Origin of the sequence: Acinetobacter sp. G11, assembly GCF_049808495.1 — a bacterium.
GTDB lineage: Bacteria > Pseudomonadota > Gammaproteobacteria > Pseudomonadales > Moraxellaceae > Acinetobacter > Acinetobacter kookii.
Map to the genome: position 1 here is coordinate 1 of NZ_JBNCAT010000017.1, position 14,404 is coordinate 14,404.

Annotated in this window: 15 protein-coding genes, 1 tRNA gene and 1 pseudogene; 8 read left to right on the top strand and 9 right to left on the bottom strand. The window is 46.1% G+C overall.

The features are described from left to right. Window positions 1–81: pseudogene (locus tag ACPUEY_RS08015) on the top strand (IS1 family transposase); the annotation flags it as partial. Between the two features lie 2 nt (window positions 82–83). On the opposite strand, the gene ACPUEY_RS08020 reads toward ACPUEY_RS08015, so the two are convergent. Together ACPUEY_RS08020 and ACPUEY_RS08025 are read right to left on the bottom strand one after the other, a co-directional pair. After that, window positions 84–557 carry a hypothetical protein gene (locus tag ACPUEY_RS08020; RefSeq protein WP_425121739.1) on the bottom strand — a complete coding sequence of 158 codons (474 nt, stop codon included), beginning with the start codon at window positions 555–557 and terminating at the stop codon, window positions 84–86. 93 nt (window positions 558–650) lie between these two features. After that, window positions 651–737, bottom strand: a tRNA-Leu gene (locus ACPUEY_RS08025). Between the two features lie 194 nt (window positions 738–931). Between ACPUEY_RS08025 and queA the strand changes: the two genes are divergently transcribed. The 7 genes from queA to secF all read left to right on the top strand — a co-directional run bounded on the left by queA (window position 932) and on the right by secF (window position 8,383). After that, a complete protein-coding gene (queA, locus tag ACPUEY_RS08030) occupies window positions 932–1,969 on the top strand; it encodes a tRNA preQ1(34) S-adenosylmethionine ribosyltransferase-isomerase QueA (RefSeq protein WP_425121740.1) in 1,038 nt (345 codons plus the stop codon). A gap of 26 nt (window positions 1,970–1,995) precedes the next feature. Beyond that, a complete protein-coding gene (locus tag ACPUEY_RS08035) occupies window positions 1,996–3,024 on the top strand; it encodes a hypothetical protein (RefSeq protein ID WP_425121741.1) in 1,029 nt (342 codons plus the stop codon). 30 nt (window positions 3,025–3,054) lie between these two features. After that, entirely contained in the window at window positions 3,055–3,621 is a 567-nt protein-coding gene (locus tag ACPUEY_RS08040; RefSeq protein WP_261183250.1) for a LemA family protein, read from the top strand. A gap of 264 nt (window positions 3,622–3,885) precedes the next feature. After that, window positions 3,886–5,016, top strand: a complete 1,131-nt coding sequence (gene tgt / locus ACPUEY_RS08045; protein ID WP_092820315.1) for a tRNA guanosine(34) transglycosylase Tgt — start codon at window positions 3,886–3,888, stop codon at window positions 5,014–5,016. Between the two features lie 105 nt (window positions 5,017–5,121). After that, complete coding sequence (yajC, locus tag ACPUEY_RS08050; protein ID WP_086195837.1) at window positions 5,122–5,451, top strand: preprotein translocase subunit YajC; 330 nt, start codon at window positions 5,122–5,124, stop codon at window positions 5,449–5,451. A gap of 51 nt (window positions 5,452–5,502) precedes the next feature. Further along, a complete protein-coding gene (gene secD, locus ACPUEY_RS08055) occupies window positions 5,503–7,404 on the top strand; it encodes a protein translocase subunit SecD (protein WP_425121742.1) in 1,902 nt (633 codons plus the stop codon). Window positions 7,405–7,414: 10 nt separating this feature from the next. Beyond that, window positions 7,415–8,383 carry a protein translocase subunit SecF gene (gene secF, locus ACPUEY_RS08060; RefSeq protein ID WP_425121743.1) on the top strand — a complete coding sequence of 323 codons (969 nt, stop codon included), beginning with the start codon at window positions 7,415–7,417 and terminating at the stop codon, window positions 8,381–8,383. Between the two features lie 119 nt (window positions 8,384–8,502). On the opposite strand, the gene ACPUEY_RS08065 is transcribed toward secF, so the two are convergent. From ACPUEY_RS08065 to ACPUEY_RS08095, 7 genes are read right to left on the bottom strand one after another with little or no spacing between them, the layout of a single operon-like run. After that, window positions 8,503–8,937 carry an excinuclease gene (locus tag ACPUEY_RS08065; RefSeq protein WP_425121744.1) on the bottom strand — a complete coding sequence of 145 codons (435 nt, stop codon included), beginning with the start codon at window positions 8,935–8,937 and terminating at the stop codon, window positions 8,503–8,505. Window positions 8,938–8,957: 20 nt separating this feature from the next. Next, entirely contained in the window at window positions 8,958–10,178 is a 1,221-nt protein-coding gene (locus ACPUEY_RS08070) for a beta-ketoacyl-ACP synthase (protein ID WP_425121745.1), read from the bottom strand. Beyond that, window positions 10,178–10,903, bottom strand: a complete 726-nt coding sequence (locus ACPUEY_RS08075) for a 3-ketoacyl-ACP reductase FabG2 (RefSeq protein WP_425121746.1) — start codon at window positions 10,901–10,903, stop codon at window positions 10,178–10,180. Before ACPUEY_RS08075 ends, ACPUEY_RS08070 begins: the two co-directional genes overlap by 1 nt. Continuing rightward, complete coding sequence (locus ACPUEY_RS08080; RefSeq protein ID WP_425121747.1) at window positions 10,900–11,337, bottom strand: 3-hydroxylacyl-ACP dehydratase; 438 nt, start codon at window positions 11,335–11,337, stop codon at window positions 10,900–10,902. The genes ACPUEY_RS08075 and ACPUEY_RS08080 overlap by 4 nt, the downstream gene beginning before the upstream one ends. Next, window positions 11,334–12,533 carry a beta-ketoacyl-[acyl-carrier-protein] synthase family protein gene (locus tag ACPUEY_RS08085; protein ID WP_425121748.1) on the bottom strand — a complete coding sequence of 400 codons (1,200 nt, stop codon included), beginning with the start codon at window positions 12,531–12,533 and terminating at the stop codon, window positions 11,334–11,336. Before ACPUEY_RS08085 ends, ACPUEY_RS08080 begins: the two co-directional genes overlap by 4 nt. A gap of 11 nt (window positions 12,534–12,544) precedes the next feature. Continuing rightward, window positions 12,545–13,108: a DUF3261 domain-containing protein gene (locus ACPUEY_RS08090; RefSeq protein ID WP_425121749.1), complete on the bottom strand. Its 564-nt coding sequence runs from the start codon at window positions 13,106–13,108 to the stop codon at window positions 12,545–12,547. After that, complete coding sequence (locus ACPUEY_RS08095) at window positions 13,098–14,396, bottom strand: NAD(P)/FAD-dependent oxidoreductase (RefSeq protein WP_425121750.1); 1,299 nt, start codon at window positions 14,394–14,396, stop codon at window positions 13,098–13,100. Before ACPUEY_RS08095 ends, ACPUEY_RS08090 begins: the two co-directional genes overlap by 11 nt. Window positions 14,397–14,404 lie beyond the last annotated feature (8 nt).

Sequence of the window (14,404 nt, forward strand, 5' to 3'; positions counted from 1 at the left end):
TGCAACTTTTCTAAAAAGCTCGAAAATCATTTTAAAGCCTTTGATTTGACTTTCTTTTACCTTAATAACGGATTTGTTTAACGCTAGCATACTTTTTGAAACACCACCAAAGAAAAATAGATCCCAACCAAAATCATTCTTTTCTTTTTGTACCTTTCTTTAGAGGATTGTGCCGTAAGAATAATTTTATTATCTGCAATCAATGCCGTTATAAAATGACGCGCCGTGATTAATTTTCTTATCATAATGAAAAAACGTTGCGGAAATACTTTAATTATATAATCAACTTCCAAATGACTGGTTTTTTCAGAACATACCAATGCTTGTGCAGCGCAATCCTTCTCCAATTTATTTTTGTCCGAATTATAATAATTATCCAAGTATTCTTTAACCGCTTCCAAGCGATTCAAATAAAATTTCCGCCGATGCGTAAAACGCTTAGCTTTATCAAGCCAGACTAAAAAAGGAACAATAGCTAGAAATATAGGCAAAATTTTAATTAATAAATCAATCGTTATCATTTTCATAAAAATAAAGAATATTTTTAATAATAACATAAACTCTATCAATACTTTAAATGCGACTGTCAGACTTTCCCTCAGGCAATAAAAAACCCCAAGACTTAATATGCTTGGGGTTCTTCAAAATCTTGGTCCCGAGGGTCGGACTCGAACCGACACGTCATCTCTGACAGCGGATTTTGAGTCCGCCGCGTCTACCAATTTCACCACCTCGGGAAAGGTGTTGCAAGCTAATCAGCTTGTGGTGGCTATATTACTATCAAACTTGGAATTGTCAATTATCTAATTTAGCCGATCGCTCAATTTTAAATCAAAATCAAAAACTTTGTTTTAAAAAACATCAGATATCATCTGTTTTACCCTTTTCCAGCCTATAATGCGGATGTTTTTCTTATTTCAATACATTGAAGATGCAACTTTCCGACTTTAACTTTGATCTCCCTGACGAGCTGATTGCCCGTTACCCGCTGGAAACCCGTAGTGCTTCCCGTCTTTTACACTTAGACGCTCAAGGCCAATATCATGACCATCAATTTACAGATATTCTAAATTTATTGAATGAAGGTGATTTGCTGGTTTTAAATGACACCAAGGTCATGAAAGCGCGCCTGAAAGGTAAACGTGCCACTGGCGGTGCAGTTGAAGTTTTGGTGGAACGCATGCTGGACAAGTTCATTGCGCATTGCCACATTAAAGCCAGCAATTCGCCAAAAGAAGGTGCAGAACTGTTCATTGGTCCAGATGAAGTTAAAGTGACGGTAAAAGGTCGTCATGAAAACCTATTCATTGTCGAGTTTTCTCAGCCAATTTTAAATGTTCTGGATTTATATGGTGCTTTGCCGATTCCGCCTTATTTCAACCGTGAAGCAGAATCGATTGATACCGAGCGCTATCAGACTGTCTTTAATGACCCGACTAAACTGGCCAGTGTCGCGGCCCCGACTGCCAGCCTGCATTTTGACGAAGCTTTGTTGAAAAAACTTGAAGAAAAAGGCATCCAGAAAACCTTTGTGACCCTGCATGTCGGTGCGGGTACCTTCCTGCCGGTTCGTACCAACGATATTGAAAACCATATCATGCACAGTGAATGGTGTGATGTGTCTGATGAGTCTATGGCACTGATCCGTGAAACCAAAGCGCGTGGCAATAAAGTCATTGCGGTCGGCACCACAGCAACACGTGCCACCGAAAGTGCTGCACAGGCCAATGGCGGTGAATTGAAAGGCTGGACTGGGGATACGCAAATCTTCATTTACCCGGGTTATGAATTTAAGGTTGTCGACCGCCTGATTACCAACTTCCATCTTCCCGAATCTACTTTATTGATGCTGGTTTCGGCCTTGTCGAATCGTGATAATATTTTAAATGCCTATCATCATGCTGTAGAAGCCAAATACCGTTTCTTTAGTTATGGCGATGCCATGCTGGTTGATAAAATCACACCTTAATCATTGTCAATAATAAGAAGTACGCCATGCCGCTCGATACTGTTAAACATTCGATTCATATTCGACGTAAAAAAAATGAACGGGTCTTTAACAATGTTGCGCGGCTTTGGGACATTGCCCGCAAGGCACAAACGCATCAGGATATTTTAGATGCCCTGCATCCCTGGAATGCCCCGATCGTGCTCAAATTTGAAAATGTCCTCCCGCTGCTTCTGGCAGCAGCAGGACTTTTTTTTATCCTGCTGATTTTTATCCATCCCGGCAATATCTGGGTTCAGATCAGCCTGATTAGCGGTTTTTTTATGATTTTCTGGGCCTACATTAGCTATGAAGAAAGCAAGCCCGTTGATGAAGTCATTGAATATCTGGAACAGCAAAGCATTGCCAAAAAATACCATCTTGCCTTTCAGCAACAGCCGCAGCATATTTCCGTTCCCCTGCAACCGGTTCTGTTTATTGCGCATTTAAAGCGCCTGTTTCCGGTTTTTAACCAGGGCAGCATTGCCAATGACTTTCCTTATTATGCCAGCACTCAATGGACCGATGATGAAGGCAAACAGCATCAGGTGATGGTCTTTCAATATCACTATATCAATGAAATCCGGATTCGAAATAAAGACGGCAATGAAGTTCAAGTCAAAGAAGTCCACAAAGATTTATGGGGCGTTTTTGTTTTTGATGTCGAGACACAGGGACTGGCTGTCACCACGGCCAACAAGGAGTTTTATTATCCTTACAGTTTTCCGTGGCATACCAGCGATATTCAGGTCAACCAGAAACTGAATATTTTTGGCAGCGATGAAATGCAGATGGCAAAACTGCTCACACCTGCATTTGTGTTGAGGCTGGATGAATTTTTTGCCCAGCGTCAGGGCGATTTGGTCTTTCATCCCGACAGCCATATCTTATGTTTTTTAGGACCTGCGGATTTATTTCATATTTCAAGCCGGGCAAAAAATATTCACGATATTTCCACATTACGTGGACACTTGCGTACTTTTAAACTACCGTATCTGGAAAGCTTGCAGCGTGATTTAACGCAGTTTTTAAAATAACAATCTTGTAAATGTTTGGGGGACAAATAAATGGGGCTGTTGATTTTTTTATTGTTGATTATTGCCGTGATTGTAGCCTGTATCATGATTCGCAATAATATTGTGCGTCATCACAATGCTTCTATTCGTGCCTGGTCAGATGTCGCCACCTATGAACGTCAGAAACTTAAGATTCTGGATGGTCTGCAACCTTTGGTTGAACAATATTCCAATTTTGAACAAGGCACGTTGGAAAAAGTGACCGAACTGCGCCAGAATATTCTTAACCTCAATGTGAACAATGCCGATGTTGCCCAGTTACAACGTATTGAAAGCCTCAACAAAGAGTTGATGCATAGCCTCAATGTCGTGGTAGAAAACTATCCTGAACTGAAAGCCAATGAAATTTATCTGAAAATGATGAATGAAATTGAAGAACAGAATGAAAATGTCGGTGCAGCCATCAGTATTTTTAACCGTAATGTCGAACTGTTTAACAACCATATTCAGATCTTTCCGAATAATATTGTGAACACCATGACGCTGAGTAAAAAGGCCATTCGCCCCTTCCGCGATCTGGCAGCTACACAGAGTTTTGACTATCGACCGAATTTTTAACATTTAGGACTTTTTGTACTCGTTATCCATCTCTCATTGCAAGAAGTCCGATAACCTAGAACAGTTCTATCATAGCAACCACAGCCTAACTTTACTCAACCAGGATCACTTTTCCCCTCTACCGTGAAAAGGAAAGTAGCGAGTTAAAATTCGACAACACTGGCGTTTATCTTCGTAATCAAGGAAAATAGCGAACTTTTAGCGGCGAACTGTTTTTTCGCTCTTGCACTGCACGCAGTGCTTTGCTCTCGTTCAGGATATTTTATGAAGTTTGAAAAGTTAGGTCAGTCGGGTCGTGCCCGTCGTGGTCGTTTAACGCTTGAACACGGTGTTGTGGAAACCCCTGTATTCATGCCGGTCGGTACCTACGGTACAGTCAAAGGCATGCTCCCACGTGATGTTGAAGACATCAAGGCTCAAATTATTTTGGGCAATACTTTCCATCTTTATTTACGCCCAGGTCTGGACGTGATTCGTGAACATGGCGGCTTGCACGAGTTCATGAAGTGGAATAAACCGATTTTAACCGATTCAGGCGGTTTCCAGGTATTCAGCCTCGGTGCCATGCGTAAAATCAAAGAAGAAGGTGTCACCTTCCGCTCCCCTATTGATGGTTCAAAAGTCTTTTTATCTCCTGAAATTTCAATGGATATTCAACATACCTTGAATTCAGACATCGTGATGATTTTTGACGAATGCACGCCTTATCCGGCTACGCGTGAAGAAGCACAGAAATCTTTGCAGCTGTCACTGCGCTGGGCAAAACGCTGTAAAACCCACCACCATGATGTATTAAAAAATAAAAATGCCCTGTTCGGTATTATTCAGGGCGGCATGTATGAAGACCTGCGTGATGAATCGCTGGCAGGCTTAAAAGAAATCGACTTTGATGGCTTTGCCATTGGCGGTCTTTCTGTCGGTGAACCGAAAGAAGAAATGATCAAGATTCTGGATCATCTTCCACCGAAAATGCCGGAAAACAAGCCACGTTACCTGATGGGTGTCGGCAAGCCGGAAGACATCGTGGAAGGCATCCGCCGTGGCGTGGATATGTTCGACTGCGTCATGCCAACCCGTAATGCACGTAACGGTCATTATTTTGTGACAGACGGTCTGGTCCGCATCCGCAATGCCAAATATCGCCATGACCAGCGTCCGCTCGATCCAGACTGCGACTGCTATACCTGTCAAAATTTCACCCGCGCTTACCTGTTCCATCTGGAAAAATGTGGTGAAATGCTAGGTTCCATGTTGGGTACCATTCATAACCTGCGTTATTACCAAAGGTTTACACAAGACATCCGTGATGCGTTAGATAATGGTACTTTTGATGAATATGTACAGGATTTTTATGCGCGTCGTGGCCTGGAAGTACCCCCTTGTCCTGAAGATTAATCCATCAGCATTTGCGCTGAGGAAAAAGACAAGGTAAATTGCTGAACAAGTTATCTTATTTATCATCATATTGTTGATATACATTTTTTAGTTTAGGAAATTGAAATGAGCCTTTTTATTTCTACTGCTCACGCAGCAGGCGAAGCTGCACAACAACCAAGTTTGGTAACCAACCTTTTGATGATTGCGGTATTTGTCGCAATTTTCTATTTCCTGATCTGGCGCCCTCAAGCAAAACGCGCCAAAGAACACCGCACTTTGGTTGAAAGCCTGGGTGTAGGCAGCGAAGTAGTATTTGCAGGTGGCCTGATGGGCAAAATCACTAAAATTGAAGGCGATTTTGCAGTGGTTGAACTCAGCCGTGGCGTAGAAGTAAAAATTCAGCGCGCAAGTGTAATTTCAGTTCTGCCTGAAGGTACATTAAATAACCTCTAATCAAAATTAGTCGTGCCCTTGCACGACTTTTTCATTTTAAGAAGAAAACAGATGCGTTACCCAGCATGGAAATATCTGCTGATCCTCGTGGTTTTGGTGGTCAGCACATTATACGCCCTGCCTAGTTTGTACCCCGATGAACCTGCTGTTCAAATTTCCGGTGCCAAAGCTGGTACCCAAATTGACCAGAGCATCGTGCAAAAAGCAGAGCAATTATTACAAAGTGAAAAAATTTCAAGCCATGACAACAGCTTTAGCAATAATGCTGCCCTTTTACGTCTCGACTCCTCTGAAGCACAGTTAAAAGCCAAAGAAGTATTGCGTCGCGGATTGGGTGATGATTACGTTGTTGCATTGAACCTTGCGCCAACCACACCTGAATGGCTACAAAAAATTGGTGCCAAACCCATGAAACTGGGTCTGGATTTACGTGGTGGTGTTCACTTCCTGCTTGAAGTAGATATGGACAAGGCCATCAGTCAGCGTATGGAAACATCGGCGACTGATTTGCGCCGTCAATTGCGCGACAACAAGCTGAAATTCAACAGCCTGTCGTTGAACAACAATACCATTACCGTTCAGTTCGCCAATAACGGCGACCGTGAAGCAGTGATGGATTTCTTGCGTCGTAACGGCAATGAATTCAACCAGCAAGCGATTGCCTCTGAGTCCGGTTCAACTTTACGTCTGAACTATACCGACGTACGCAAGCAGGAAATTCAATCCTATGCCGTGAACCAGAACTTAACCACCTTACGTAACCGTATTAACGAGTTAGGTGTGGCGGAAGCACTGGTGCAAACCCAAGGCAGCAACCGCATTGTGGTTGAACTTCCGGGTGTTCAGGACACTGCTGAAGCGAAACGTGTCTTAGGCCGTACAGCCAACCTGGAATTCCGTCTGGTTTCCGATTTGAATGACCAGTACATCGACCCGTATACCGGCAAATCAACCGGTCAGGCTTTGCCTCCTGGCACTGAAGCTTTTGCTTATGAATCGCTGGATAGCGGTCGTGAATTACTGCTCAACCGTAACCGTATTCTGACCGGTGAGCGTGTTCAGAATGCCTCTAGCGGCTTTAGCCAGGATACTGGCGGTGCTGAAGTAAACATTACCCTGGACAGCGCTGGCGGCAAGTTGATGGCAGATGCCACCCGTAATGCGGTAGGTAAACGCATGGCGGTATTGTTCATCGAGAACAAGCAGAAGATCAGCTATGTTCCAGATCCTGTGACGGGTGCGCAAACGGAAGTTCGTACGCCTTATGCTGAATCGGTGATCATTAATGCTGCGACCATTCAGGCAGTACTAGGTTCACAGTTCCGTATTACCGGTCTGGATTCACCGCAGGAAGCGGCTGAACTTGCCTTGATGCTTCGTGCCGGTGCTTTGGCTGCGCCAATGTACTTCGTTGAAGAGCGTGTGGTTGGTCCGAGCCTGGGTCAGGAAAATATTGACAAAGGTGTGTTATCTACTCAAATCGGTTTCCTTCTGGTTGCAATCTGGATGGTGGTGTTCTTCCGCCTGTTTGGTCTGATTGCCAACTTTGCACTGGTCTTTAACCTGGCGATGATCCTGACAGTCATGTCATGGATTGGCGCTTCCCTCACCCTTCCGGGTATTGCCGGTATCGTGATTACCATTGGTATGGCGGTCGATGCCAACGTACTGATCTGTGAACGAATACGGGAAGAAATGAAATGGGGTGCCTCGCCCAAACAGGCGATTGTCGCCGGTTATGATCGGGCCTATAACACCATTTTTGACTCGAACCTCACCACCTTCCTGGTGGCATTCATTCTGTTTGCCATCGGTACTGGTCCGATCAAGGGCTTCGCGGTGACATTAATGATCGGTATTGTCTGCTCGATGTTTACAGCCATTACTGTAACACGTGCCATCGTACAGCTTATTTATGGCAAAAAACGTAACTTGAAAAAGTTGAGCATTTAGGAGATCGAAGATGACTGATATGACTCAACCGAAAAAGAAATACGGTCGCCCGGATGATGAGCGCATCATTGACTTTATGAAGATTGCCAAACCGGCGGCAATCATCTCTATTCTTTTAACCTTGGCCAGTATTTTCTTTATTGCCACCAAAGGTCTAAACCTCGGTCTGGACTTTACTGGCGGTGTCTCTGCCGAGCTGAACTATAAACAGCCTGCCAATCAGGTCGAAGTTGTTCAGGCGTTGAACCAGGCCGGTTTTAAAGATGCCGTGGTGCAAACCCTGGGCAGCAACAAAGACCTTCTGGTTCGTATGCCTGTTCAGGACATTGAAGTAGAAGATCTGAATAACGCCATCACCAAAGCGACGCAATTACCGAACAACCCTGCAGTCGTGCATAAAGTGGATTCTGTCGGTGGACAGGTCGGTAACGAGCTTTATGTTCGTTCGGCAGGTGCCGTAGCCCTGGCCTTACTGCTCATGCTGGTTTACGTGACCATTCGTTTTGAGTTCAAGCTGGCAGTCGGTGCGGTGCTTTCGTTATTCCATGACGTCGTTGTCACCATTGGTATTTTTGCCATGATGCAATGGCCGTTTGATTTAACCGTCTTGGCCGCAATTCTGGCACTGTTAGGTTTCTCGTTGAACGATAACATCGTGGTATCCGACCGTATCCGTGAAAATTTCCGCAAGATCCGTGGTGCAACCCCGCGTGAAATTGTCAATATTTCCTTAACGGAAACTTTACGTCGTACCATCCATACCTCCATGACTTTATTGTTGGTCGTTGTAGCGATGATGTTCCTGGGCGGTGAAGGTCTGCACTGGTTCTCGATTGCGATGTTTATTGGTGTATTTGTCGGTACCTATTCTTCAATTTATATTGGTACTGCATTTGCATTATGGCGTGGCCTGAACCGTCAGGACTTTATTGTACAGGTGAAACCTGAATTTGATGAAGAACAGGAAATTCCAAAGTAATTTCTGTGCTTTCTTTAAATTCGATAAAAAAGCCCATCATGTGATGGGCTTTTTTATGCAGTTCAAAAATATAAAATTCTGTACTAGATTTAAAATTTTATAAATGTAAATGCACAAGCTTATAGTTTTGCAAGATCACCTTTTAAGGCAACGCCTGCAACGGCCATGCCTTTGGCACATTGATACGTGGTGCTGCTCTTCGTCTCATTCGCTTTATAGTAGCTCACGATATTGGTCACGGCATTAGCACCCTTTGCCTTTGCCGTGTTCTGGAACTGGATTAAAGCGGAACGCAATACATGGTCACATGAGCCTTCAGCAGATTTGGCAAAACCATTGGTTTTTTTATTGGTCACCAAACCTTTTTGGATGACTTTTCCACCAGCGCGCGTACCCGCCAAATAAAATTTAACCGAACCGTCCAGTGTACCGTCAGCAACCGCACGACTGACCGCTTCCTGAAAGTTGAAGTCATGCATTTGATCTGCAGCCTGAGCTGAAACGACCCCACCCAAACACAATACAGCTGTCAGTGCTAATTTTTTGATGAACATGATGTACCCTCTAGTTGTTGTTAGACACGTTTAAAAATCAGGGAGGTATTGATTCCTCCAAAAGCAAAGTTATTACTCATAATAATGTCGGCATGCATATTTCTTGACTGTTTGACGATGTAATCCAGATCGCCGCAGGCCACATCAATTTCATCCAGGTTTAATGTCGGGATAAACTGGCTACGCTGCATCATTTCAATACTGAGCCATGCTTCAATTGCTCCGCATGCGCCCAGCGTATGCCCGAAATAGCTTTTTAAAGAGCTGATCGGTTTTTTACCCACTACGCGAGCAGTGGCTTGCGTTTCTGCAATATCGCCCTGATCGGTAGATGTCCCATGCGCATTCACGTAGTCAATCCGGTCTGCCGGAATTTGCGCATCTGACAGAGCCAGCTGCATACAGCGCCCCATCATCTCCGAATCTGGACGTGTCACATGTTGACCGTCGGTATTGCTGCCATAACCAATAATTTCTGCATAAATTTTGGCACCGCGCGCTTTGGCATGTTGATATTCTTCAAGAATCAGACAGCCAGCACCTTCACCGACCACCAGGCCATCACGCTTGCTATCGAAGGGACGCGGTGTTTTTTCCGGATGCTCATTTTGGCTGCTGGTGGCCAGCAGTACATCGAACACCGCAGAACCTGCGGCGCTGAGTTCCTCCGCCCCACCGGCCAGCATCACGGTCTGCTTGCCATATTTAATCGCTTCATAGGCCTGGCCAATCGCCATGGAACCTGACGTACAGGCACTGGATGTCGGTAATGTTAAACCTTTCAAGCCAAAATAGACCGTCATGTTGACGGCACTGGTATGCGACATCATGCGGATATACGTGGTGGCATTGAGTTTGTTCATGTTGTTGTCAATCAACATGCTGCCAAACTCGCCAATCGCATCGACGCTGCCCGCAGATGAACCAAATGCCACACCGGCTTGAGCACTGCTTAAGATCGGATCATGCAATAGGGCTGCATCTTCTAGAGCCTTTTCCGCACATACGGTTGACATTAAGGCGACTCGGCCCATGCCGCGGGTCACCTTACGGTTAAAATGCTTTGGGATGGTATAGGATTCGACTGGGCCGCCCAGTTTGCTGCGCAAGTCCGTGTACACTTCCCAGTCCGGCATATAGCGAATGCCGCTTTTGCCCTGCTCAAATTGCGCAAAAATTTGATCTGCGGTTTCACCTAAAGAAGTGATTCCCGCCATGCCCGTGACCACAACACGTTTCATCAAATCAAGCCCCCATTCACTGAAATCACCTGTCGGGTGATATAGCTGGCATCATCACTGCATAAAAATTTTACGACCTTGGCGACTTCATCGACCTGCCCCATACGTTGTAAGGGAATCATCTTCAAGGCATGTTCTTTGACTTCTTCAGTGACCATTTCGGTTTCAATCAGACCCGGTGCTACACAGTTTACGGTAATCTTGCGTTTCGCCAGTTCCAGTGCCAAGGCTTTGGTCGCGCCAATCAGGCCTGCTTTTGCTGCACTGTAATTGACCTGTCCCCGGTTGCCCATTAAACCTGAAACCGAAGACAAAGTCACAATGCGGCCGCCATGTTTCAGACGAATCATCGGCATCACCAAAGGTTTGAGCACATTGTAAAAACCGTCCAATGAGGTTGAGACCACTTCATCCCAGTCGCTGTCGGTTAAGGCCGGAAATGCCGCATCCCGGGTTAAGCCTGCATTCAATACCACACCGTAAAATGCACCATGTTCGGCAATATCCTGCTCCAGCAATTGCAGCACTTTTTCACGGTCATTGACATCAAATAACAGTGCATGGCTGGCTTGCCCCAAGGCCTGAATTTCCTGCACCACCTGTTCGGCTTCCTGTTGTCTGGAGCGTGCATGGACAGTGACATCAAATCCTGCCTGTGCCAGTTGCAAGGCAATCGCTTTACCAATTCCGCGGCTTGAACCTGTTACTAAAATTCGTCTATTCACACTGACTTCCTGATCTCTTCTTTCATTTCTGGCGGCTCAAATACACTCAACATGGCACTAAAACGATGTTCCCGGTATTCAATTTCACATTGAAACTGCCCCAGCCCCTCATGTAAATAACCTTGTTCCGCTTTAATCCGTACGGTTTCCCCCAAAGCAAAATAAGGCACAGGCAACTGCATTTTACGCGTGCCCAATAAAAACCCGATTTTAGGCGGCAAGCCTGACATTCGCCCTTTATGTCCTGCATAAGAGCTAATGGTCTGTGCCATCAGTTCAATACTGGTCCAGGTCGGTAAACCTTCCGCCTCAAAAAACATCAGTTCAGGCCGAATGACCAGTTCGGCAATGGCAAACACATCATTGGCTTCAATCAGATGATCGACAAACACCATCGGCTGTTCATGCGGGATAAACTGTACTGCATCCATCATTTCAGTTTTGTTCCAAAAATCAAACTAATATTGCTGCCGCCAAACGCGAATGAATTGCTCATTACGTAATGGACCGGTTGTTGTAATGCTGCATCCAGCACATAGTTGGCTTCATCCAGTTCCGGGTCAATGCTTTCTGGATGATGCAGCGGCAACCAGGATTGATCAGCCAAAACCTGCTGGCAAATCACTGCTTCAATGGCACCGGCCGCACCCAGGCAGTGCCCGGTTTTATGTTTGCTGCTGCTGATAGGCACATCATAATGCTGGAACACCGTCTGTACGGCTTTGATTTCCATGGCATCATTTTGCGGGGTTGCCGTACCATGCATATTCAAGTAGCCAATATCATGAGCTGTAACACCCGCCATATCTAGCGCCTTTTGCATGGCTTCGACTGCACCTTTGCCTTCCGGATGCGGTGCAGAAATATGCCAGGCATCCATCGACTCACCGGCTGACATCAGCATGACTGGTGCCGTTTCTTTGGACAATAAAAAAAGCCCGGCCGCTTCACCAATATTGATGCCGTCACGCTGTGCGCCACAGGGCTGACATAGGTCATTGGACAGGCTTTCCAGACTGTGAAAACCATTTAAGGTCAAGCGGCACAAAGTATCAACACCGCCGACCAGCACCGCATCGGCCAGACCGGCATTAAGCAGGCGCTGTCCTGCCGCCATGGCTTTGGCACTGGAAGAACAGGCAGTAGAAATGGTGTATGCCGGACCTTCCCAGCCCAGATACATTTGCAGGCTTTTGGCCAGGCTGCCCATTTCCTGTTTATAGTGATCGATTTCAATCTCGGTGTGATGGTTGAAATACTGTTTCAGCAGTTTTTCATTGTCGGCAATACCTGAAGTCGAGGTACCCAGAATAATCGCCAGACGTTTGGAATCAAACTGCGCGGTATAGTTACGGATGTCGTTTTCAATCGAACTCAACGCCGTTAAGGCAAAACGAAGATTGCGCGAGTCCACATCCTGTAAAAAGGCCGGAACAGTTTCGATTAAGGGCTGCTGATAAGCCCCTACCCAGACCGGCTTTTCTGGAATGAATTCTTTGCTTAAACTCAAACTATTCTGCTGTGTGGTCAGTGCCTGCCTGATCTGTTCAGCGGTATTTCCGAGTGCGGATAAGCCGACGCTCAACTGAATACCCACTGCCGGATGTTGTGTCGTGATTTTATCACCCATGATCATGCCTCTTATTCAGTGCTGTCCGCATCAGTATTTGCTAAGCCATCGTTGATGCGACTGATGACCATCTGGTACGGCACCTGCAGATTATCCAGCTCAACCACATCATCCTGCTGCTGAATATTGAGCACATGCTGCTGATTGATCCATACTTTCCGGGTCTGAGCCGAAGTTTCAGTGCGGACATTCTGCGGCTGTAAGCGGGCAAAATCCGGATAGGTGGCATACAGAATATCGCGTACCACAAATTCAAACGGCAACAACTTCATTTGCTCGATGCGCTGTTCGACATGCACTTTCTGTCCATCAAAACTGAGCTTGAACAATTGCTGCCCGGTCAGGGTCAAAGCCAGCATTTCCAGCTTTTGGCCTTTTTGTTGCTGATACAGCAAAAAGCTGAAACTGTGCGCTTTCCACTGAATTTCTAACTGATCCTGACGCTGGTAGTTGTGCGCAGCCCATGTAGTCGTTGCCAAGCCTTGTGCTTTAGGCAGCATGGACTGACAGCCGCCACACAGCAGGACTGCGCCGATGAACATCCCCGTCCATTTCAGTTTCATCTTAAGCACCATTCATTTCTGTTTGCTGTAATTGCGGATCACGGCAATATTCCGCCAAAGTGTTTAAACGCTTTTTGGCATTTTTATGAATTGGATTGCTGCTGTCCCAGGCATAACCGGCCAGTAAGGAAGAAACCATACGGCGGATTTTGTCCTCCTGATTTTTCGAGAACACCACATCCTGAAATTCACCGCTATACCACGACTCCACATAGGCACGGAATACCTGAATGCCTGCACGTAGCGGTTTTTCATATTGCTCCGTCCAGTTGACCGGTTGCCCTTGCAGCAGCTGATCGACCAGGGGAATGGCCAGGCTGGAAGACTTCAGGGCAATCGTCACACCGGAAGAGAACACCGGATCGAGGAATTCACCGGCATTGCCCAGTAAGGCATAGTTACGCTGGGCCAGATGTTTGACATCGGCAGAGTAACCCACCAGGGTACGTACCGGCGTATCAAATTTGACCTTGCGCAGCACATGCGACAGGCTTTCTTCATCTGCCAGAATACGCTTCAGCAAGGCTTCCATATCTTCATCGGCACTGCCCTTAAAGCCATAACGCTCAAAGAAATCCTGTTCGGCCACCACCCCGAAAGAGCTACGGCCATCGGCAAACGGAATCAGCCAGTACCAGGCGCGTGGGTCTTTGGCATGTACCGTAATCAGGATTTTTTCCCGGTCAAATTCCGGGTCATTTAAAATACCATCTTCAATATGGGTAAACACGGCACGGCGTACCGGAAAATCGGACGGGCTTTCCAGATCCAGAAATTTTGGCAAGATGCGGCCAAAACCGCTGGCATCCAGTAAAAACCTGCCCTGAATCTGATAGACCTGCTGCTGTTCATCTTTGACCGTGAGTACCGGATGTTCCGGCTCAACATTGACATCAATCACTTCATGACCAAAACGGATATCGGCACCGTATTTTTCTGCCTGCTGTGCCAGCAAATGGTCAAAATTGGCACGGCGCACCTGCCAGGTGGTGCCCGGACCGTCGCTAAATTTCTCGCGGAAATCATAAAAACTGCGCTGCGTGCCCTTTAAGAAAGCCGCGCCATTTTTAAACTGGAAGGCAAACTGTTCGACATGCTCACGCACGGTATCCAGCAAGCCGGCTTCCTCTAAAAAAACCATGGATTGTGGCAGCAATGATTCGCCAATGGAAAAGCGTGGAAAATGCTGTTTTTCAATAATCGTGACCTGATAGCCTTTCTGGCGCAGTAATGCTGCTGCCGAACTCCCCGATGGCCCTGCGCCGATAATCAATACATCTGTGTGTTGTGTGGTGCTCATTGCACTGT

Coding starts and splice junctions, on each gene's coding strand:
- secF (WP_425121743.1), top strand. CDS start 7,415: ATGACTGATATGACTCAACCGAAAAAGAAATACGGTCGCCCGGATGAT.
- ACPUEY_RS08095 (WP_425121750.1), bottom strand. CDS start 14,396: ATGAGCACCACACAACACACAGATGTATTGATTATCGGCGCAGGGCCA.
- tgt (WP_092820315.1), top strand. CDS start 3,886: ATGAAGTTTGAAAAGTTAGGTCAGTCGGGTCGTGCCCGTCGTGGTCGT.
- ACPUEY_RS08080 (WP_425121747.1), bottom strand. CDS start 11,337: ATGATGGATGCAGTACAGTTTATCCCGCATGAACAGCCGATGGTGTTT.
- ACPUEY_RS08090 (WP_425121749.1), bottom strand. CDS start 13,108: ATGGTGCTTAAGATGAAACTGAAATGGACGGGGATGTTCATCGGCGCA.
- ACPUEY_RS08070 (WP_425121745.1), bottom strand. CDS start 10,178: ATGAAACGTGTTGTGGTCACGGGCATGGCGGGAATCACTTCTTTAGGT.
- ACPUEY_RS08035 (WP_425121741.1), top strand. CDS start 1,996: ATGCCGCTCGATACTGTTAAACATTCGATTCATATTCGACGTAAAAAA.
- ACPUEY_RS08065 (WP_425121744.1), bottom strand. CDS start 8,937: ATGTTCATCAAAAAATTAGCACTGACAGCTGTATTGTGTTTGGGTGGG.
- secD (WP_425121742.1), top strand. CDS start 5,503: ATGCGTTACCCAGCATGGAAATATCTGCTGATCCTCGTGGTTTTGGTG.
- ACPUEY_RS08040 (WP_261183250.1), top strand. CDS start 3,055: ATGGGGCTGTTGATTTTTTTATTGTTGATTATTGCCGTGATTGTAGCC.
- yajC (WP_086195837.1), top strand. CDS start 5,122: ATGAGCCTTTTTATTTCTACTGCTCACGCAGCAGGCGAAGCTGCACAA.
- ACPUEY_RS08020 (WP_425121739.1), bottom strand. CDS start 557: ATGTTATTATTAAAAATATTCTTTATTTTTATGAAAATGATAACGATT.
- queA (WP_425121740.1), top strand. CDS start 932: ATGCAACTTTCCGACTTTAACTTTGATCTCCCTGACGAGCTGATTGCC.
- ACPUEY_RS08085 (WP_425121748.1), bottom strand. CDS start 12,533: ATGGGTGATAAAATCACGACACAACATCCGGCAGTGGGTATTCAGTTG.